The sequence below is a fragment of the Mesorhizobium sp. LNHC229A00 genome (assembly GCF_000502415.1).
Lineage (GTDB): Bacteria > Pseudomonadota > Alphaproteobacteria > Rhizobiales > Rhizobiaceae > Mesorhizobium.
The window spans coordinates 1-18,725 of record NZ_AYWQ01000035.1 but is presented as its reverse complement, the minus strand read 5'-3'; the positions used below and the strand labels follow the sequence as shown (position 1 = coordinate 18,725).

General features: G+C 61.4%; 20 protein-coding genes and 2 pseudogenes. 9 read left to right on the top strand and 13 right to left on the bottom strand.

Annotated elements, in window-relative coordinates; translation table 11 throughout:
• Positions 1-609 (top strand): DUF1403 family protein (locus tag X742_RS141115; protein WP_023775420.1); only part of this gene is annotated, 609 nt, incomplete at its 5' end.
• A gap of 132 nt (positions 610-741) precedes the next feature.
• Complete coding sequence (locus X742_RS01110) at positions 742-1,401, top strand: SMC-Scp complex subunit ScpB (RefSeq protein ID WP_023775419.1); 660 nt, start codon at positions 742-744, stop codon at positions 1,399-1,401.
• 42 nt (positions 1,402-1,443) lie between these two features.
• Here the strand turns inward: X742_RS01110 and X742_RS1000000176280 are convergent, their stop codons facing one another.
• From X742_RS1000000176280 to X742_RS141125, 3 genes and pseudogenes are all read right to left on the bottom strand, one after another.
• The gene (locus X742_RS1000000176280; protein WP_245275656.1) at positions 1,444-1,623 is read right to left on the bottom strand and encodes a hypothetical protein; all 180 of its coding nucleotides are present in this window, start codon (positions 1,621-1,623) and stop codon (positions 1,444-1,446) included.
• 26 nt (positions 1,624-1,649) lie between these two features.
• Positions 1,650-1,877 (bottom strand): annotated as a pseudogene (locus X742_RS1000000176275) (RES domain-containing protein); the annotation flags it as partial.
• Positions 1,878-1,966: 89 nt separating this feature from the next.
• Positions 1,967-2,353: a hypothetical protein gene (locus X742_RS141125; RefSeq protein WP_023775417.1), complete on the bottom strand. Its 387-nt coding sequence runs from the start codon at positions 2,351-2,353 to the stop codon at positions 1,967-1,969.
• 55 nt (positions 2,354-2,408) lie between these two features.
• On the opposite strand from X742_RS141125, the gene X742_RS141130 reads away from it, so the two are divergent.
• Positions 2,409-3,068, top strand: coding sequence for a hypothetical protein (locus X742_RS141130; protein WP_156939481.1), 660 nt, complete (start codon positions 2,409-2,411; stop codon positions 3,066-3,068).
• Positions 3,069-3,688: 620 nt separating this feature from the next.
• On the opposite strand, the gene X742_RS141135 is transcribed toward X742_RS141130, so the two are convergent.
• The 6 genes from X742_RS141135 to X742_RS141155 form a co-directional block, all read right to left on the bottom strand.
• The gene (locus X742_RS141135) at positions 3,689-4,657 is read right to left on the bottom strand and encodes a quinone oxidoreductase (protein ID WP_023775415.1); all 969 of its coding nucleotides are present in this window, start codon (positions 4,655-4,657) and stop codon (positions 3,689-3,691) included.
• Positions 4,654-5,430 carry an alpha/beta hydrolase gene (locus X742_RS141140; protein ID WP_023775414.1) on the bottom strand — a complete coding sequence of 259 codons (777 nt, stop codon included), beginning with the start codon at positions 5,428-5,430 and terminating at the stop codon, positions 4,654-4,656. Before X742_RS141140 ends, X742_RS141135 begins: the two co-directional genes overlap by 4 nt.
• Positions 5,431-5,546: 116 nt before the next feature.
• Positions 5,547-6,059, bottom strand: a complete 513-nt coding sequence (locus X742_RS01140; protein WP_023775413.1) for a cytochrome P460 family protein — start codon at positions 6,057-6,059, stop codon at positions 5,547-5,549.
• A gap of 20 nt (positions 6,060-6,079) precedes the next feature.
• The gene (locus tag X742_RS141145; RefSeq protein WP_031248733.1) at positions 6,080-7,123 is read right to left on the bottom strand and encodes an alpha/beta hydrolase; all 1,044 of its coding nucleotides are present in this window, start codon (positions 7,121-7,123) and stop codon (positions 6,080-6,082) included.
• A gap of 74 nt (positions 7,124-7,197) precedes the next feature.
• Positions 7,198-7,614 (bottom strand): organic hydroperoxide resistance protein, encoded by a 417-nt coding sequence (locus X742_RS141150; RefSeq protein WP_031248732.1) that lies wholly within the window; start codon positions 7,612-7,614, stop codon positions 7,198-7,200.
• A gap of 34 nt (positions 7,615-7,648) precedes the next feature.
• Positions 7,649-8,923 carry an epoxide hydrolase gene (locus tag X742_RS141155; protein ID WP_031248731.1) on the bottom strand — a complete coding sequence of 425 codons (1,275 nt, stop codon included), beginning with the start codon at positions 8,921-8,923 and terminating at the stop codon, positions 7,649-7,651.
• Positions 8,924-9,119: 196 nt separating this feature from the next.
• Between X742_RS141155 and X742_RS141160 the strand changes: the two genes are divergently transcribed.
• On the top strand, positions 9,120-11,969 hold the full coding sequence (locus X742_RS141160; RefSeq protein WP_031248729.1) for a winged helix-turn-helix domain-containing protein: 2,850 nt from the start codon (positions 9,120-9,122) through the stop codon (positions 11,967-11,969).
• 55 nt (positions 11,970-12,024) lie between these two features.
• On the opposite strand, the gene X742_RS1000000175060 is transcribed toward X742_RS141160, so the two are convergent.
• On the bottom strand, positions 12,025-12,216 hold the full coding sequence (locus X742_RS1000000175060) for a hypothetical protein (protein ID WP_198019272.1): 192 nt from the start codon (positions 12,214-12,216) through the stop codon (positions 12,025-12,027).
• Between the two features lie 271 nt (positions 12,217-12,487).
• Here X742_RS1000000175060 and X742_RS141165 point away from each other — a divergent pair, with 271 nt between their 5' ends.
• Positions 12,488-13,099, top strand: a complete 612-nt coding sequence (locus X742_RS141165; RefSeq protein ID WP_023775408.1) for a hypothetical protein — start codon at positions 12,488-12,490, stop codon at positions 13,097-13,099.
• A gap of 67 nt (positions 13,100-13,166) precedes the next feature.
• Positions 13,167-13,657, top strand: a pseudogene (locus X742_RS1000000176270) (hypothetical protein); the annotation flags it as partial.
• A gap of 249 nt (positions 13,658-13,906) precedes the next feature.
• On the opposite strand, the gene X742_RS01000000170995 reads toward X742_RS1000000176270, so the two are convergent.
• Positions 13,907-14,638, bottom strand: coding sequence for an HNH endonuclease signature motif containing protein (locus X742_RS01000000170995; RefSeq protein WP_245275655.1), 732 nt, complete (start codon positions 14,636-14,638; stop codon positions 13,907-13,909).
• A 246-nt stretch (positions 14,639-14,884) separates the two neighbouring features.
• Between X742_RS01000000170995 and X742_RS141170 the strand changes: the two genes are divergently transcribed.
• A complete protein-coding gene (locus X742_RS141170; RefSeq protein WP_023775404.1) occupies positions 14,885-15,757 on the top strand; it encodes a hypothetical protein in 873 nt (290 codons plus the stop codon).
• Positions 15,758-15,911: 154 nt separating this feature from the next.
• On the opposite strand, the gene xth is transcribed toward X742_RS141170, so the two are convergent.
• A complete protein-coding gene (xth, locus tag X742_RS0139055) occupies positions 15,912-16,688 on the bottom strand; it encodes an exodeoxyribonuclease III (RefSeq protein WP_031248728.1) in 777 nt (258 codons plus the stop codon).
• A gap of 14 nt (positions 16,689-16,702) precedes the next feature.
• On the bottom strand, positions 16,703-16,882 hold the full coding sequence (locus X742_RS0139050; protein ID WP_031248727.1) for a DUF3606 domain-containing protein: 180 nt from the start codon (positions 16,880-16,882) through the stop codon (positions 16,703-16,705).
• Here X742_RS0139050 and ligD point away from each other — a divergent pair.
• Together ligD and X742_RS1000000174485 are read left to right on the top strand one after the other, a co-directional pair.
• Positions 16,875-18,131, top strand: a complete 1,257-nt coding sequence (gene ligD / locus X742_RS01175) for a non-homologous end-joining DNA ligase (RefSeq protein ID WP_156939480.1) — start codon at positions 16,875-16,877, stop codon at positions 18,129-18,131. The two genes, X742_RS0139050 and ligD, sit on opposite strands and share 8 nt — an antisense overlap.
• Positions 18,128-18,601 carry a hypothetical protein gene (locus X742_RS1000000174485; protein WP_023775401.1) on the top strand — a complete coding sequence of 158 codons (474 nt, stop codon included), beginning with the start codon at positions 18,128-18,130 and terminating at the stop codon, positions 18,599-18,601. The genes ligD and X742_RS1000000174485 overlap by 4 nt, the downstream gene beginning before the upstream one ends.
• Positions 18,602-18,725: the final 124 nt, after the last annotated feature.

Sequence of the window (18,725 nt, the reverse complement as noted above, 5' to 3'; positions counted from 1 at the left end):
GCGCGCTCGGGACGGCCGGCGCCGTTCGCCGCGGCGGCGATCGCCGCCCGCGTCGTAACGATCCGCCCCGATGCCGAGCTTTTTGCCTGGTGGCTGGCCGACCTGGTGCTGGCGCAAAGCCTGCGCTGGCCGCGGCCGCTGCCGCTGCTGATGGCCCAGGCCTTCGGCCCGGCCTTTCGCGGCGAGGCCAGCGGCAAGCGTATCCGACCCGGGGAGAAAAGCTTTGAGCGCGCGGTCTGCGTCGCGCTGGTTCAGGGCGCCGTCGAAGCGTGCCGGCTGGCCAGCGAGATTGGCCGTCGGGCGGAACGGCTCATCAGCGTGGCGCCGAAGCTCAGAGCAAAGGGGGCCGGCGATGTCATCCAAAGACTGCTCGACGACGATGCTGTTTCTGGCTCGCTGACGACCAAAACCCTGTCGCGGTTTGCGGCGCGACGCCTGTTCGANGGCGATGTCATCCAGAGACTGCTCGACGACGATGCTGTTTCTGGCTCGCTGACGACCAAAACCCTGTCGCGGTTTGCGGCGCGACGCCTGTTCGAGCGGCTGCAACAGCTCGCGGCGGTCCGCGAGCTCTCCGGCCGCACCACCTTCCGGATTTTTGGACTGTAGCGATGGCTGGGACCGCGAGAGCCGAACGCCCGACAGACAAGAGGGACGTCCAGCGAATGCTGCTGGACACGGAGCTCGAGCATCTGCCCGCCGAGCTGCGCTGGCGCGAGTGGATNGAGGGACGTCCAGCGAATGCTGCTGGACACGGAGCTCGAGCATCTGCCCGCCGAGCTGCGCTGGCGCGAGTGGATGGGCCGCGTTGAAGCGGTGATTTTTGCCGCCAGCGAACCGGTGACACGCGAGGTGCTGGCGCGGGTGGTGGGCAGAAGCTGCAACATTGACCTGATCATCGACGACATCCGCGCCGAACTCGTCGGCCGCCCCTATGAGCTGGCCGCGGTCGCCGGCGGCTGGCAGCACCGGACGAACAAAGCCTTTGGCGACGCCATCCACGCCGCCTTCGGGACAGCTGCGGGGGAGGGGACAAAAGAACTGTCGCAATCCGAGGCGCTTGTCTTGATGTGCATTGCTTATTTCCAGCCGATCACGCGTGGCGAGCTGTCTTCCTTCTTCGGCAAGGAGGTGTCGCGCGACCTGATCGGTGTGCTGCGCGGGCAGGACCTCATCGCCTCCGGGCCGCGCAGCCCGCAGCCGGGCGCGCCCTATACCTATGTGACGACCAAAAATTTCCTGTCGCAGTTCGGGCTCGACACGCTGCGCCAGCTGCCGGATTTCGAGGCGCTCGAGGATGCCGGACTGCTGTCGAAGGAGAAGCTGCTGGCCGGCGATATTCCAGCCGGGTTGGGTAATGGAGAGGGCGAGGACGATGTCGATGAGGACCAGGTGCAATAAGCGGGGCTTTGCCTGGTAGTGGCCACAGAGACAGTCGATCGCTCACGGCCAGGACGACTGGTCGTGCGGCAGCCGGTGATCGGGATCATGGACCGTGACCTTATCGCCTTCGACAAGATTGGCCGGAAAGACCACCAGGTTGGTGCCACCGGCGTGACGCAGCGACGGAAACAGGATGCCGCGAAAGGTCCGGCCGTGATGATCAGGTCCGCGAGCTTCCACGATCGCGGGATCTTCTTGTCCATGCGAGCGGCCTGGCGCCAGGCACAATCCCACTCCTTCCACGAGCCATCCCAAGTATCCGGGTGGAAACCCTGCGAAAGGTCGACCACCTCGGCGAGCGTGATCTTGTACGCGGCAAGGGTGGCTGGCGGGGTGATGCTGGTGCCCTGCTTGTATTCCTCCAGCGCTGTCTGCGTCGAACGGGACAGGTAAAGCGCTTCGATGCCTGGCCGGTTGAAACGACCGCCGTCCATCGCCGCGCCTGCACCGCTCGTGGGCAGGAAAGCCCATTTGGGTGTCAGATAGCGATGGAAGATCTCGTCGGGGCCGACGCGGGTAACTTTCACCCGCGCGCCCCGTTCTCGAGATCCCGGACGAAGGCCAGAACCGCTTCGACCTGACCGTCCGCGACGAGTTCGGCCGCCGTGCGATGGCTATAGTCAGCGATGGGTTCGTTGCGATACCAGTAGATCGCCTTGTCGACGTTGCCGGTGAGCTCCGTCGCGGCCGAGATCACTTTTACCATTTCGCGCATCCGACCCTGCAAGCGCTCCGATGAGGGATTGCGAAGCGTGTTGCGGTGGACGCCGGTCAACTGGGCCAGATTTGCAACCTTCACGCCAAGCGCCTCCGACAGGCGCTTCGGCGAGATATAGGGTGTGCGCGGCTCCTGCAGGCTATCGACAAAGCCCGAGATCGCCTTGGAATGTGCTAGCTGTGGGTGGGCCATGACAATTCTCCGACCTTTCATACGCACAATATATGCACATTTTAACGCATAGCAAGTGAACGGAAGCCTGGCCCCGTCCAGCGCACTGCCCGTCCTCCTCATTCTCGAAGCGGTTGCTAACGGCAGCGACGCGCAATCTCGGTCACTTTACTGGCGTTTTCCGCCTACCAGACGCGGACATGGCTGCGCCAACACCTATGTTCACCGCGGCTTCCTTTACCAGCATCTCTACGCCGTTGCCTGTCTCTTTCGGGCCGCACAGGCTGGCGTAACCCATGTCGTGGTCGAAAACGATGAGGACGTCGAACTCGTTTTTTCCGCCAATCGCATCTATGCGCAGATCAAGACGCGATCTTCAGGCTTGGTGTTGAGTGACATCGACGGGGCCCTTTCGCGGTTCAAAGCTATTCGGATGGAGCATGTCGAACGCCCCAGAAGCGGCGACGCCGAATTCGGTATCATATCGAACAGCGCGCCAGGACCGGAGCTGGCAAAAATGATTGAAGGCAATGATTGGCCTTCAGATGTTGCATTCATTTGGCCTGGAAAGTCGGCTGCGCTCGACCAAGCACTCCCAGCGCCCTGGCCCAACCTTTCAAATGCTTACGTCGCTTGCAGCGATACGGCCAGCACACTGCCGTTCTTGATCCTGGCGCCCGAAACTCTCGTCTGGAAGCTTGCGGGAAGCGGCACTCAGGAAAGTCCGCCTCGCTAGGCGGCCGCTATGGTGCGGCCGTCGGACCCGATAGTGGGTTTGAAGTGGTAGTGGGAGAGCGCTACCGCCTTTCCCCCACTCGTCGGGCTACGCGATCGGCCGATGCCTGAGCTACCGCTTCCTATGCGGGTTGCGGCCTAGCTTTGAAACCAGACAAGCTACCCCGAGAAGAGTCTTCCATGCAGCTGATCTCGCGTCAAATCTCCTCGCCCCAGGAGCCGGCGGGCTCTCGCGCTTGCATCGGCGGCGCTGGCGGTCAGATTCCGCAATCCCGACGCGATGGCCGAAGGCGCAATCACCGCCAATTCACGCCGCTCTAAGATCCAGGTCCCAAGAAGCCCGGTTTCCGTCCTTTCTCCTGTGCGCAGTCGTGGAAAAGTCTTCCTTGCCCTACATGCGCTGAGAGCTTGGGGGAAGGATTGATCGCCGTCTTCGAGCTCACCAATCATCCCGATTTCTGTCGAGACCATAGAGGCGGGCCTGACGGCCTATGACGCGCTGATTGCTGGTCAGCCACGACGAGATGCTGCCTTGCGAAGGACAACGCTAACCGGCGGAGTGATCTCGGAAACTTCGCCTATTGAGATCCCCGAGCATAATATTGCTCGCGGCCGGATGGCTCAGGGGATGAGCAGAAGCTTTCCCGTCGTGCCACGGCTTTCCATATCGGCATGTGCGCATGCTGCTTCGGCGAGCGGGTAAACGCCGCCGATCCGGATCTTCAGGTCGCCGCTGGCGATCCAGTCGAATAGTTGTCCAGTGCCGGCGCGAAGCAGTGCCGGCGTGTTGATATGATCGAAGAACCTTGCGTAGCCGATCTTGATGCTTTTCGGCAGGCTCATGATGTCGATCGGTCCGGGACCGCCCAGCACCGGGCCGTACCAGCAGAAGGTGCCGGAGCGGCGCAGGGAGTCGAGCGAAGCGTGAAAGGTCTTCGGGCCGGAACCGTCATAGACGACGTGGACGCCTTCACCGCCGGACAGGCGAACGACTTCCTCGGCGAACCGCCCCTCAGTGTCCACGATCACATGGTCTGCTCCGGCCTCTCTTGCCACGGCGGTTTTGTTTGCCGACGAGACGCGGCCGATCACGTGCCCGCCCCTCAGCTTTATGATTTGGGTGAGCAGCAATCCGACGCCGCCCGCCGCCGCATGGACCAGCGCCACGTCGCCGGGCTGGACGGGATAGAAGTCGGTGGCGAAGTGGCTGGCAGTCAGACCCTGCATCATCACGGACGCGGCCGTACGATCATCGATCCCATCCGGAATCGGCACGAGCGCGTCCGCCGGTACCATCGCCCGATCTGCGTAGCTTCCAGGCGCGTACACCCAGGCAACCCGTTGTCCGGGCCGGAAATGCTCGACTCCATCGCCCACGGCGAGTACCCGCCCGGCACCCTCTACCCCTAGAACCTTGGGATTGGGCGTTTCCGTCCAGGCCATGCCCTGGCGGACGCCGATGTCCATGAAGTTCACGCCCGCCGCGGCGACCTCGACCAGAACTTGTCCGCTCGCGGGAGCAGTTTCGGGGCGCTCGACGATTTCGAGCGCATCAGGTCCCCCGGTGCGGTTCATGACGACGGCTTTCATCGCGATATCTCCCTGGCGGCATTCTCGATCAGCCGCGCTACGGGCCCAGGATTCGACACCATCACCACATGCGAAGCACCCTTAACCGCGATCGCTTCGCGGGCGTGAGCCCGTTCAGCCATGTAGGCAGATGCTCGCGGCGGGATGTTCTTGTCCGCGTCGCCGTAGATGAACCAGCTTGGAATGCTCCTCCAAGCAGCCTTGGCCTGGGCTTCGTTGAGGGCGGCTTCCGCGATCGGCCGCTGCGTTGCGGCCATTAGTCTGGCTTGCGCTTCGGGAGCGTCGGCGGCAAACTGATCGTGGAACTTGTCCTGCTGAATGTAGAGATCCTTTCCACCGCCTGACAGCGTGACAGGAGGAGCGAGTGTCGGACCCAGCGTGCTGCCTGGAAACTTTCCTGCAAGTTGCGCAGCGGTTTCACCCGCCTCCGGCGCAAATGCGGCGACATAGACCAGCGCCTTCACATTGGCATGACCATCGGCAGCGTCGCTGATCACCGACCCGCCATAGGAATGGCCGACGAGAACCACCGGGCTTTTTATCGAGGAAAGCACGCCCGCGACATAGTCTCCGTCGCTTCTGACGCCTCGCAGCGGATTGGCTGCCGCTACGACGGAAAAGCCGTCCTTTTCAAGAATCTCAACGACACCGTTCCAACTCGAAGAGTCGGCGAAGGCGCCGTGAACCAGGACGATGGTGGGTTTGTCTGGCTGGGCTTGTGCGTTACCGAACGTGGCCGCGACAATTGCGAGGCCTGCGAGCAAGATTTTCATTGGAACATCCTTTCGTTGTGGCGTGCGGTCTTCACCGCGTCGAGCGCAGGTGAGGGGTTGGGATGCCGCAAACTCGCCCTCGTGTTCGCCCTGCGTTTCTCTGCGCGGGAACCGAGTTACGGCGCGTAGCGGGTAAAGACGTAGTCGTGTCCCTGGACACGCGCCTCGTGGCAGGCGAAGCATGTTTCGTGGCGCTTCGTCGACTGGCTTGCCATTAATGAACCGGCCAAAACCCAGCCGCCGCTCGACGCGTATTTCTTCGAGTCCTTGACCATGACCTGCACCGTTGTGGCCGCGCCAGGAACCGAAGCGGGTTCGAACTCGGCCGACTGCATGCGTTTCCAAGCGAGCTTGACCAGGACGGTACCGTCCGGGAACGGCAGCGTGCTATTTCGATAGGCATCCATTGCGACTGTATTTCCCACGACAGCGCGAAGCTCGCTCAGCGGATCGCCTTCCAGGGCGCGCGCGATGAGCTCCCACCTGCGGTAACCGTCCGGGATCGTCACGCCATAGATCGGCGAGGCTTCCGTGTTGTTCTGAGCTCGAACGATATCGATCTCCACGCAGCCGATCACGAGAGCGATCGACACGGTGATGACGGCTGCAATTGCAAGCTTGCGTCTCATGTCGCTCGCTCCGTCCGCACTCAGAACTTGTCGACGTCGATGACGGCCTTTGCGAACGCCTCGGGCGCTTCCTGCGGCAGGTCGTGCCCGATGCCGCCTGTGATCAGCCGATGCTCGTATTTGCCGGAGAATTTTTTCGCATAGGCCGTGGGAACGGGATGTGGGGCGCCGTTCGCGTCGCCCTCCAGCGTGATCGTTGGCACATCGATCACCGGGCCCTTGGCGAGCTTTTCCTCTAGCTCGTCATAGCGGCGCTCGCCTTCTGCAAGGCCGAGCCGCCAACGGTAGTTGTGGATAACGATATCGACGTGGTCGGGATTCCGGAACGCGGCGGCGCTTCTGGCGAAGGTCGCGTCGTCGAAGTTCCAATGCGGCGAGGCGAGTTTCCAGATCAGCCTAGCGAAGTCATCCGTGTATTTCGCATAGCCGGCGCGGCCGCGGTCTGTCGAGAAGTAGAACTGATACCACCATTGCAGTTCGGCCTGCGGCGGCAACGGCGCCTTGTTGGCCGCCTGGCTGCCGATCAGATAGCCGCTGACCGACACCATGGCCTTGCAGCGCTCGGGCCAGAGGGCGGCAAGGATATTTGCCGTTCGTGCGCCCCAGTCGTAGCCGGCGACGATCGCCTCTTCGACGCCCAGGGCATCCATCAGGTCGATCATATCGACCGCCAGCGCGGCCTGCTGCCCGTTGCGAAGCGTGGCATCCGACAGGAACCGCGTCGTGCCGTGGCCGCGCAGATAAGGGATGATTACCCGATAGCCGGCTCCCGCAAGCAGTGGCGCGACATCGACATAACTGTAGATGTCGTATGGCCAGCCATGCAGCAGTATGACGGGAGGCCCTTCCGGTGGGCCATCCTCGGCATATCCGACGTTCAGCAGACCAGCATCGATCTGCTTTAGCGGCGCGAACGCGGTGCGCGATCCCGTTGCGCTGACTACAGCGGTCTGCTCTCCGTCCTGAGCATTCGAGCTTCGGACCGCCCCTAGCTGAGCTAGGGCGACGGTAGCCGCAGCGATACCGAACAGGCGCCGGCGGTGATGGTCTATGACTTCCGGAATCTTGATTGCGTTCATGGGAGTATTGCCTTTGCTTACGGGGCAGTCGCGGCAGCGCGATTGCCAAGACCGAGGGACTAGATCAGGTTGAATTCGACTTCGATGTTGCCACGCGTGGCCTTTGAATAGGGACATGTCTGATGCGCTGCATCGACGACCGCCCTGGCGTCATTGGGATCCATCCCTGGCAGGCTCACATTGAGCCGGGCGCTGAGAAAGAAGGCGCCGTCGCTGCTGTTGAGATCGACCTCCGCATCGATCGCAAGATCCGCAGGCAACACGATGTTCATCTTGCGCGCGGCGATCGCCATCGCGCCTTCGAAGCATGCCGACCAACCTGCAGCAAAAAGCTGCTCGGGATTGGTGCCGCTGCCCGCACCGCCAGGCGTCGAGAGCCTGATGTCCAAGCGGCCGTCGGAGCTGCGTGAGGCACCGTCCCGGCCTCCTGTGGTACGCACTTTCCCCGTGTAGAGTCGTTTCGCTTGATTGGTCATGGCATGCATTCCCGTTATGAAATCGGATGTTCGATCAGCGCAGTGATCTGAAGGCCGCGCGGACTTCCTCGGTGAAGAGCCGGGGCTGCTCCCATGCCGCAAAGTGGCCTCCATTGTCGGCTTCGTGGAAGTAGATAAGGTTGTGGTAGCAGCGCTCGGCCCAGCTTCGCGGCGCGCAGTAGATTTCGCCTGGAAACACCGTCACGGCGACGGGGAGATCGGCAATGTCCACGGCATTGAAATTGTTGGAGTGGTCTTCCCAGTAGATCTGGGCCGCCGACGCTCCGGATTCAGTGAGCCAGTAGAGCGAGATATCATCGAGCATCTCGTCCTTGCTCAGAACCCGCTCGGGCTCCCCGCCGCTGTAGGTCCACTGCGCGAGCTTCTCGTAGATCCATGCGGCCAGGCCGACCGGCGAATCCACTAGGGAGTAGCCGATGGTCTGCGGCCGTGTGACCATCATGGCGGCATAGCCGGAACTGTCCTCGTAGAAGGTGTCGAGCGCATCGAATGCCGCGCTTTCCTTCTCGGTCAGATCACTTGGCGCTGGTCCGCCGGCAGTGAGGATCGCCGCGATCTCTTTCGGAACGGTGCCTGGCATGTTGACGTGTATGCCAATGAGCCCAGGCACCTTCTGCAGCGCCATGCGATGAGAGATGACCGAACCGCAGTCGCCGCCCTGTGAGACATAGCGGTCGTAACCCAGCCGCCCCATCAGCACGCCCCAGGCACGGCCGATATGGTCTGAGCCCCAGCCGGTCTCCGTCGGCTTCCCGGAAAAGCCGAAGCCGGGGATTGACGGCACGACGAGATGGAAGGCGTCCCCGGCAGCACCGCCATGGGCGGTGGGATCGGTCAGCGGACCGATGACCTTCATGAATTCTAGGATCGAGCCGGGCCAACCATGCGTCATGATCATCGGCATAGCATTCTCATGGCGGGACCGGACGTGGATGAAGTGGATAGCAATGCCTTCGATTTCGGTGGTGAACATTGGCAGAGCGTTGAGCTTCGCCTCGACCTTCCGCCAGTCGTAATCGGTCATCCAGTATCGAAGGAGATCCTGGAGCTTTGCGAGCTGCACGCCTTGGGACCGATTCGCGACGGTTTCGCGCATAGGCCAGCGGGCCGTTGCCAGACGTCGACGCAGATCGACGACTGCCTCCTCCGGAATGTCGACGCGGAAGGGCCGGACGGCTTCACTCTCGACGGTTGCACGCGCCATCGCTGGAAGCAGGCTCAAGGCGCCTGCCGCCGCTGATGAAGCAAGCAGACTTCGCCGCGTGAGCGATGGCGAAGATGCGGGCATGGTCGTTCTCCTTGGGTCTGTCGGCAGAGAGGTTTTTTCTGCTTCCGACACATAGAAGGAGATCGCCCGAAGCGCCCGTTATGCATTATGATGCAACGTTAGCGCTCGTCGGCGAATGCAGGCTTGCAGCGACCCCCCCACTTTGTTCTTCTCATGTGAGTGGTCGCCCGTATGAGCAGGCCGCAAAGGGAGTGTCATGATAGGGCCTGCAAGCGACACGATATCATTTGGTCCCTTTATCCTTTCCGTCCGCGAACGCCTGCTCTTGCGGCAAGGCACCACCGTCGATGTAGGCGGACGCGCTTTCGACATTCTGGCGACTTTGGCCGTCCGCTCCAATGAGGTGATCAGCAAGAAGGATTTGCTGGCGCACGTCTGGCCGGACGTTATCGTCGAGGAAGGCAGTTTGCGGTTTCACATGGCCAATCTCAGAAAGGCGTTGGGCGACGGCAAGGACGGCGCGCGCTACATCGCCACCTTGAAGGGCCGGGGTTATTGCTTCGTGGCGCCGGTCTCGCGATCGGGCAGTCAGGATGATTCGCCAAGCGAAGCAGCTGCCAGCTACCCGCAGGCCAACCTCCCGAGCCGACTGGTCCGCATGGTTGGGCGAACCGATGACGCGGTTGCGCTCTCAGCGCAACTAGCTGTCGCGCGCTTCGTGACGATCGTCGGCACGGGTGGGGTCGGCAAGACCACGGTCGCGGTGGCGGTCGGGCATGACGTGATCGATGCTTTCGCCGGCGCCGTGCATTTCATCGACCTTGGCGCGCTAAATGATCCCAAACTGGTTGCGCCGACCATAATCTCGATGCTGGGACTGTCGCTTCAGTCTGACGACGCTACGTCCGGTCTCCTCAGATACCTGGTGGACAAGAGAATCCTCCTGATCCTGGACACCTGCGAGCACGTGATCGACGCGGCGGCGGACCTGGCCGCACGTATCTTCGCCACGGCACCACAGGCTCACATCATGGCGACAAGCCGCGAGCCTCTTCAGGTCGAAGGCGAGCACGTTTATAAGCTCGCGCCGCTTGCTTACCCGCCGGACGATCTGGAGCCCACCGCAGCAGTCGCGCAGGACTTTCCGGCGACCCAATTGTTCATCGAGCGCGCCGCGGCGAGCGGCGCTCGCCTCGACCTCGACGACGCAGATGCTGCCATCGTTGCCAGCGTCTGCCGCAAGCTTGACGGCGTGCCGCTTGCGATCGAGTTGGCGGCCGGGCGGGTTGCAAGCTACGGGCTGAACAAGACCGCAGCCCTTCTCGACGAGCGTCTGACTCTGCTATGGCCGGGTCAACGTACTGCACCGCCGCGCCAGAAAACCCTCCACGCTACTTTGGACTGGAGCTTCGGTCTGTTGTCGGAGTTCGAGCGCTTGGTGCTTCGCCGGCTTGCCGTATTCGTCGGGCATTTTTCGATCGAGGCCGCGCTGGCAATAGTAACTAGCCCGACTGTCGACGAGGCGCTCGTATTTGGCGGCATCGACAGCCTCGTGGCGAAGTCGATGGTCGCAGCAAGGCCGGCTGGGGCTACAATGCGCTACCGGCTGCTCGATACCACGCGTGTCTATGCCCTCCAATTCGTTTCCGAGGATGCCGAACTCACGGAACTGGCCGCCCGGCACGCGACCTACTGTCTGCGATGGCTTGAGGAGACGGGCGCGGAATGGCCAACCTTGTCGAGCGCAGCGCAACGGTCACAACATTTCGCCGGCCTTGCCAATGTGCGAGGGGCTCTGGATTGGTGCTTCGGACCCAACGGGGATTCTCGGCTTGGCACTCGTCTTGTCGCCGCCGCTGCTCCGCTCTTTCTGTCGATGTCCTTGCTGACCGAATGTCATAGCTGGACGGCCCGGGCGATTGGTGCGCTTGACGACGCAACGCGCGGCGGCCGCCGGGAGATGCACCTTCAAGCAGCCCTCGGGGTCTCCCTGATGTTCACGCGTGGAGGAAGGGACGCAGCGCGTGTGGCGCTGAACAGAAGCTTCTCCATTGCCGAGGAGCGCGGCGATGCTCTCGATCAGATCCAAGTTCTCGGGCCGCTGCAGATGTTCCATTTGCGTACGGGAGGTTTCAGGGCGGCACTCGACTATGCGGAACGCTGTTCCGCCGTTGCCTGCGAGCTGGAAGACTCCGTCTCCACGACATTGGCGCATTCGTTGATGGGAATATCGCTTCACCTCAATGGCGAACTAGGCCGCGCGCAAACCTCGCTCGAGGCAGCATTGCGATATGGGCCGCGCTCTGGCCGGACAACGACCAACTATCTGGGCTTCGACGGGAGAATCCTCGCCGGCGCGATGCTGGCAAGAACGCTTTGGCTGCAAGGCCATCCGGATCGGGCGGTGGAACGCGCGCTGCTGACAATCAAGGACGCTGAGATCCTGAACCATCCGCTGACGCTTTCGATCGCTCTTGTTTGGGCCATTTCCGTGTTCCTTTGGGTCGGCGATCTCGATCGCGCGGACGAGCATATAGACCGTCTCTTCTTGTGTGCGGAACCTCACTCTCTCGGACCGTACCTGGCGCTGGCACGAGGTTTCAAGGGAGAACTGGCCATTCGACGAGGCGATGCGGAGACGGGAATCGAAAGCCTGCATCGCAGCCTCGCGGAACTCCTCGCGGCTCCCTACGAACTGCTCACCACCCCGCTCAACATCGCGCTCGTTCAGGGCCTTGCCGCCACAGGCCGACTCACAGAGGCCCTCGCACTGCTCGACGACACGATCCTATCGGTCGAGGCAAACGGAGATCTTTGCTATATGCCGGAGTTGCTGCGCCTGAAGGGCTGCCTTGTTTTGGCGTCAGTGCAGTCTGGCGCCGACGAGGCTGAAACCTACTTCACGCGGTCACTCGAGATGAGCCAGGGTTGGGGCGCATTGGGGTGGGAGCTGCGCGCCGCGGTTGACCTTGCTACCCTTCTGATCGAGCGCAGGCAAGACGAAACCGCCCGAGCGCTTCTCCAGCAGCGGTTCGAGCGTTTCGGGGAGGGCTTCGACACCGCTGATCTGAAGTCCGCCGCCCACCTGCTAGCGACGCAGAGTTAGTTTGGCTCCGCTATATCAGCCAAGTGTCTTCCTACTAGGCGACCTGTGGCAGGAGTCACGAGCAGCGGCGACGTTTACCCGGATCACGACCGCGGACGTTGTCAGAGCGAAAAAAGAGGGGCTGCCGCTTGAGCCACTCACCGTCCACGATCTGCGGCGAACGAAATCGACCCTGCTCGACGAGCGAGGTTTCGCCCCATGGCGGAATACGGAGCTCACGCAGCATTTCGACCACTGCCGAACCCATTCGCCTATGCCTGCAGGCTCAAGGCGGCAACGACACGCTAGTCTAGTCGGTGTCGATGGCGACAACACGCTGGTTGGTGGTGCCGGTGCTGATTATTTGAATGGCATGGTCGGCAGCCCGTAGAGCGTCTGCACTGCAGTCGATGAACGCCTTGTGATAGCGCCCCTTATGACGGCATGGGGCAAGTCGAGAATCCGGTCTTTCCTCCCGAGCACAAAGCTCCATCTACAGCTCGATCCAAAAGGGTGGCGCATGTAAGGGTCTCTATCGGATGGCTAAGAAACTCAAAGTCTATCAAACCTCCATCGGCTTCTTTGACCTTGCCGTCGCCGCACCATCTATGAAGGCTGCCGCAGAAGCATGGGGATCGGACCCCGATCTCTTCAAACGCGGATTCGCGAAACAGTCGGAAAACCCAAAGGTGATAGAAGCAGCCATAGCCGCGCCAGGTGTGGTGCTGCGCCGGCCGGTCGGATCGCGCGAGAACTTCACGGAAAAGGCTGCGCTCCCGAGAGCACCCGACGCGGGTCAGCCGGCTCCGCAGGATCGTGTGCAACGCCCGCATGTTGGTAAGAAAGCCAACACTGAATCCGCAGAGAAAGCGGAGCGGAACGCGGCTGGTGCTCTCGAAAAGAAAAGAAAACGTGAGGCCCTCGATCGCGCAAAAGCCGAAGCCGAGCGCGGGCGTGAGAAAAGGCGACGCGAACGAGTGATTGCCAAGGCCAATACCATTTTCGAACGGGCTCGTAGCCGCCATGAAAGCGCCATGATGTCCATCAGGCAGCGACGGGAGGAGCTGGATAAAGAGCAAGCCGACGAGGACGAAAGATGGGAGCGCGAGCAGCAGGCGCACGACGCCTCGTTGAACGAAGCAAAGGCGTAGGCTGCAAGCAACGGCGTGGGCCGACCGACCGCATCAGTTCGCGTGGCGCAATTGGCCGCCTCGGGCGAGGGCGCCCGCCGATACGCTGGATCGTGTCGTGAAGGAAGCAATGGGCCAGCTCGGCTTGGAGCGTGACGACCAGCCCGAGGAAGCTGTGCTCGAACGGCGGCGCAATGCAGTTCGACGTAGCGCCCGGTCTGGCTTTCACGAAACCGTTGTCGGCGACGATCAACGGAAAGGCAATCCCTAGCCCGAGATGGTCATCGATCCTGCTCACCATGATTGCGCAACTAATGGCAAAAGGCCTCGACGGTGACAAGCTTGTCCGCGAACTGGCGATCCCGGCCAAAGCCGCCAAATTCGAGGACGAGGGGTTCAAGATCACCCTGACCTGGTATTTCCGTGCAGGGCCAGTCCGCTTGCGACCCATGGAAAGAGGTCGACCGCCTTGCCAAAAAGTGGCGCATCCCTGTTACGGTTGAGTTTTGGTGGCGCCAGAATCCGAAGGCCCAGCATCCGGGTCGCACCGGCGTGCTAAGGTCATCTCCTAACAGCTGAAGGGCCGAACGGAATGTCTTCAGTTGGCACAACGCATAGTCGGATCTGATACATGCGAGCAATGACGATCAGGTTAGCTGAGAAACTTGTTATTGCGATGCCACTCCAGCGAGCTGGACGAAGGAAGGGCTGAAGCCAGGGTCGGTGACTGCAGCGTCGTGCCATGCAGGTCATAGTAGTGCCTGCCGTTGTCAAAGTCGGCCTTGAGACGGCCGCTCACGACAAAGCGCCGGTCCTGGTCCACGGTGACTACCCTAGGTCAAAAAGCTTGTGGATGTCAGTTCGCAGCAGAAGTCCGTTCGGGCCTTCGTGTTCTCCACCATCCGCATAGGATCGAATGTGAGCGGCATCGAGGATGGGGAGGGTTTTCTCGCCACTGACCGCGCAACGTCGATCATAGGCGTCTGTGACCAATACCCTAAATGCGCCTTGGCCCAGCCGCGGTCGAACCAGAACCGGTGCCCCGTAGCGCTCCGAACCAGGTGAGGCAGGTAATGCGAGACTGGCTCGGTCCATGACCGCGTCCCAGAGCTTGGCGCCATCCGCATCAGCCGTGTCGTATCCCCGCCCGACCACTATATTGCGGGACCAGCTCTCGGGCACCGGTATCCAGCGGTCTCGGGTCCAAAAGAACGGGTTGGTCAGAATGCGGCATCCAATAGTCGGATCCATGCGGGGATCATCGCCGGTTCGATACCGACCGATGCGTCGCCGCATCTCTTTGGCCGACTCGACGCCATTGTTTTCGGCGAAGGCGTCCCAAGCGATCGAGAGGGGAAGCAGCGAGGCGTGCGAAAAGATTCCGCCCCCGACAATGAAGTTCTGCGGCGAATGCAGCTTAAACAGAAACAACTCACCCGGTTGCAAAGCGCGGAAATTGGTGCGGCCACTCGGCGCCCAAAAGTTTACCTCCTCGACCTGACGAGCCGAGAGGTAGTCGAACCAATCGTTATCAGTGACGCCCACGAAGATGTTGACCATGACGAGACGTTGCATCCTGCGAACTGTTTCGGCAACCCACCCCAAAACACGCCATTGCATGACCCACCGGTTTCCAATTACGGGTATCGACTTTCACACGCCGTCATCTGAGCTGAGGTGCCGCTTTCCAAAGTGAGCGCCCACAGAGCTGCAGTGAACACCAGCATTTCTCGATGCCGTAGAACCGAGCACTTGGTTCAGCGTTGTCCAACAAAGCGATGGGCAACTGCAGCACGTTGATCAATCATGGGCGATAGCAAGGAAACTTCGAAAGGCAATGATCGCCCCGGCGCGACTGCGGCATTTCCGTATGACCGCATGACGGTCGAGCGGTTTCGACAGACTTTTCCGCGCGCCCGCTGGAATGATGATCTGAAGGCGTGGTTCGTCCCGGGCAAAACCGCCGCGCAGCGTTTCGATAGATGGCTCGAACGAGAGCGTTCTCAGACGGAAACGCATGCCGACGTCAAAGGGCGTGACGCCTTTGTCTTTGATCCTATCGCCTCGAGATATCTCCGGCGCCTTGATGATCATTTGGAAGTGGTGACGCCCTATTCCCGCACCGTCGTCGCCGCGATGCGTGAGGTGCCGTTTGCCTCGTGGGATGCCGATCGCCGAACGTGGATGGTCCCCTACCGGTCATATGAAGCACTGCGCCGGCACTGGAGCCGGATCGAGGAGGCAGCCATTCGCAACGAACCGGAGGAGCGCAAGAAGCGCCGAGAAGCCAATCGCGGGTCAGAAAAGGAACGAGCGGCGCGTGCCCACGCTACCGAACGCCGCCGCAGACGCTATCCGCTAGATCCGGAGAACCTGCCGCCCTTTGGTCGGCCGGTGATGACGTCGGCATATGGCATAGTGGTTTTCGTCGGGTGCGATGGCGAGCCGGTCGATCCGGAGATCCATCGTACCGCTTACGCCGATGTCCCAATCTCATCCGACAGTGTTTGGGGGCAATGGCGCCCGGCCACACTCGCAGAACTCGTGAAAACTTGGCCCTCGCGTCCTGGCTCCAAGACTAACCAGGGGACCTGGAGACAGCCTACAATCGACGAGTTGCGCGCCGCAAGAAAGGTAGCGAGTAGCAAGGATCGACGACGCTCCAGCGTCGGCGCCTAAGCGCGGATGTTGAGATCCGGCTCGATCTGACGTGCCGTAGGTTCAACTAAGGACATGTCCGAAACATGCTGCAAGTTTCGGACACCATCTGAAGCCTGCAGGCAAGAACGCCGTCTGAATCACTGACGGATTCGATCCCCCAAAAAAAATAGGGTTACTCAAGTTCTATCCACGCTGGCGCATGATCGCTCGGCTTCGCCCAACCTCGCGTCTCAACATCCACCCCGGCATCGCGGACGCGGGGCGACAGAGAGGGACTGACGAGCAGATGATCCATTCGTAGACCGGAACTCCTGTCGTAGCCGCCCCCATAGGAGTGATTCCAATAAGTATAGACCCCCTTTTCCGGATGGATGCGCCGGACCGAATCGATCCAGCCATCCTCAAGCATCCCGGCATAGGCTTGCCGACTCTCGGGAAAGTACACCGCATCTCCAAGCCATCGTCGCGGCGCTACAGCATCAATCGGGGTTGGAACAACATTATAGTCTCCGCACAGCACGGTCGGTGCGCCCTCTTTGAGGAGGCCACGCCCGTAGCTGATCAGGCGGTCGAACCAACGCAGCTTGTAGTCAAACTTGGGACCCGGGGCAGGATTTCCGTTTGGCAGATAGAGACAACCGACGACGAGTCCGCTGACCTCCGCCTCGATATAGCGGCTATGGCTGTCATCAGGGTCGCCGGGAAGCCCGCGTCGACGCTCGATGGGGCCCGCTCCGCGAGCGAGGATAGCGACGCCGTTGTAGGATTTCTGGCCGTGCCAGATTGCACTATACCCAGCGTCGCCGATCGCCTCGGCCGGAAACTTCTCGTCCGAGGTTTTGAGTTCTTGAAGACAAACGACGTCATAACGCGTGGCCTTGAGCCACGCGAGGAGGACCGGCAGGCGACCATTGACACCGTTCACATTGAAGGTGGCGATGCGGACCATCGCTTGCGCGCCAGCTATTTCTTGAGCTTGTCCTCGACCTTCTTGCGGCTGTTGCCGGCCGATTTCACGGCCGACTTGACCTCGACCTTGCTGGCACCGGTCTTGCTCGCCTCATATTTCACCTCGTGACCCTGCCCCCCGGCGACCTTTGCCCGGTCCTGGCTGCGTCCACGCGTTGTTTGAGTAGTGGCCATTTTCTTCCTCCTAGGATTGCTTTCCAGTTCCCAACAACGCAGCCGGACTCTTCCGGTTTCAATTCATCGACGCGCGTGTGGAACAAAATCCCAGGGCAAAGTATCGAAGCACCATGTATTCGAGTTCAGCATGTCGGCCGTAGAGGCCGCCCTCAGCAAAAAGCGCGCACCGCGCCGGGACTCAGAATCTACCTCCAAATACCCGCTTCCCAAGTTTCGCCCCTTCCAGCTCTGCACGCTGACTGACGACATTCCGGTGGGAACGAACTGGCTCTTCGAGATGAAGTTCGACGGCTGTCGGGCGCAGGTCGCCATCTCCGGATCGGAAGTCGTCGTCTACACCCGCAACGGCCACGACTGGACCCGCCAGTTCAAGGTGGTCCTGCCGCCGCTGCGGGAACTCACCAGAGGCTCGGCGCTGATCGACGGTGAAATCGTCGCAATCGACAGTCAGGGCCGCACGAATTTCTCCATGCTCAAGACTGGCATTGCTGCCGGCATGCCGCTCAAGTTCTACGCCTTCGACCTGCTGGAACTGAACGGCGGCGATCTCTCGGACCAACCGCTCCTCAAGCCCAAGGAACGGCTTGCGGAGCTTTTAGGTGAACGCGATCCCAATGACGCTCTGCAGTCTTCCAGCCATATCGCCGATCATGGGGAGAGAGTCTTCGAGACCATGTGCGCCGGTGGCCACGAGGGCGTCATCGCCAAGCGCGCGGACAGCCGCTATGTCGGCGACCGGACTGCCGCCTGGCTCAAGATCAAGTGCACGAAACGACAGGAATTTGTCGTCGGCGGCTACCGCCCAAGCGACACTGGCCGCGGTATGGCATCGCTGATCCTTAGTACCTATGAGGACGGAAGGCTGATCTACCGCGGCCGCGTCGGCACCGGGTTCACCGAGGCGATGCGCAAATCCATTCTGGCGCAGTTGGAGAAGCGGCCTCTGGACAAGCCCGCCTTCGTCTCCCTGCCCCGCGACATTGCGCGACGCGCCCACTGGGTAAATCCAGAACTCGTTGCTGAGGTTACCTATGCCGAGGTGACACCGGACGGCAGCCTGCGGCATCCAAGTTTTCAGGGCATGCGCGAAGACAAGCGCGCCGACCAGGTGGTGATGGAGACGCCCAAGAAGCGGCGGCGCCTGGCTCCGCCGATCTTGATCCGGCGATCGGCAAGGAGATCGCCGGGGCGGTCGGCGTCAAGCTCACGCATCCCGACAAGATCATATATCCCGGAACCAAGGTGACAAAGGCGACGCTCGCCGCGTACTACGCAGCGGTTGCCGAGAAGATGCTGCCGCACATCCACGATCGGCCCCTTTCGCTGGTGCGCGACACCGACGGCGATCTGCAGCAGACCTTCTTTCAGAAACACAAGCTGCCGGGCATGCCCAAGGCCATCCATGATGGTCAATTGGAGAAAATGTCGGGCAAGGAAAGTCGAATCCTCTGGGTCGGCGACCTGGCGGGGCTGATCGCCGGCGTCCAAATGAACGTGCTCGAATTCCACGTCTGGGGCAGCCTGCGGCAGCAGCCGAGCCTGCCACATCGCATGATCTTCGACATCGATCCCGACGAGGGCCTGAGCTTCAGTGATGTCAAGCAGGCAGCCCTCGACATCCGGGGTATTCTTGAAGCACTCGGCCTGCAGTCGTGGCCGCTGCTATCCGGCGGCAAGGGCGTTCACGTTGTCGTTCCGATTGTGACCTGCTACTGAACTGTCATCCAGCTGCGATTAGAGCCTCGACCGTTTGTTACGCCTTGTGGCGGGTTGAGCAACCGGCGGAGGCGCGGAGCCTTCCATCAGCACAGCGTCGGAGCCGGTTGCGGTGATGACCTGG

What these genes read in the sequence shown, in the direction of transcription:
- X742_RS01110 (WP_023775419.1), top strand. Translation starts at nt 742, where the DNA reads ATGCTGCTGGACACGGAGCTCGAGCATCTGCCCGCCGAGCTGCGCTGG.
- X742_RS141125 (WP_023775417.1), bottom strand. Translation starts at nt 2,353, where the DNA reads ATGGCCCACCCACAGCTAGCACATTCCAAGGCGATCTCGGGCTTTGTC.
- X742_RS141135 (WP_023775415.1), bottom strand. Translation starts at nt 4,657, where the DNA reads ATGAAAGCCGTCGTCATGAACCGCACCGGGGGACCTGATGCGCTCGAA.
- X742_RS141140 (WP_023775414.1), bottom strand. Translation starts at nt 5,430, where the DNA reads ATGAAAATCTTGCTCGCAGGCCTCGCAATTGTCGCGGCCACGTTCGGT.
- X742_RS01140 (WP_023775413.1), bottom strand. Translation starts at nt 6,059, where the DNA reads ATGAGACGCAAGCTTGCAATTGCAGCCGTCATCACCGTGTCGATCGCT.
- X742_RS141150 (WP_031248732.1), bottom strand. Translation starts at nt 7,614, where the DNA reads ATGACCAATCAAGCGAAACGACTCTACACGGGGAAAGTGCGTACCACA.
- X742_RS141155 (WP_031248731.1), bottom strand. Translation starts at nt 8,923, where the DNA reads ATGCCCGCATCTTCGCCATCGCTCACGCGGCGAAGTCTGCTTGCTTCA.
- X742_RS141160 (WP_031248729.1), top strand. Translation starts at nt 9,120, where the DNA reads ATGATAGGGCCTGCAAGCGACACGATATCATTTGGTCCCTTTATCCTT.
- X742_RS1000000175060 (WP_198019272.1), bottom strand. Translation starts at nt 12,216, where the DNA reads ATGGGTTCGGCAGTGGTCGAAATGCTGCGTGAGCTCCGTATTCCGCCA.
- X742_RS141165 (WP_023775408.1), top strand. Translation starts at nt 12,488, where the DNA reads ATGGCTAAGAAACTCAAAGTCTATCAAACCTCCATCGGCTTCTTTGAC.
- X742_RS01000000170995 (WP_245275655.1), bottom strand. Translation starts at nt 14,638, where the DNA reads ATGGTCAACATCTTCGTGGGCGTCACTGATAACGATTGGTTCGACTAC.
- X742_RS141170 (WP_023775404.1), top strand. Translation starts at nt 14,885, where the DNA reads ATGGGCGATAGCAAGGAAACTTCGAAAGGCAATGATCGCCCCGGCGCG.
- xth (WP_031248728.1), bottom strand. Translation starts at nt 16,688, where the DNA reads ATGGTCCGCATCGCCACCTTCAATGTGAACGGTGTCAATGGTCGCCTG.
- X742_RS0139050 (WP_031248727.1), bottom strand. Translation starts at nt 16,882, where the DNA reads ATGGCCACTACTCAAACAACGCGTGGACGCAGCCAGGACCGGGCAAAG.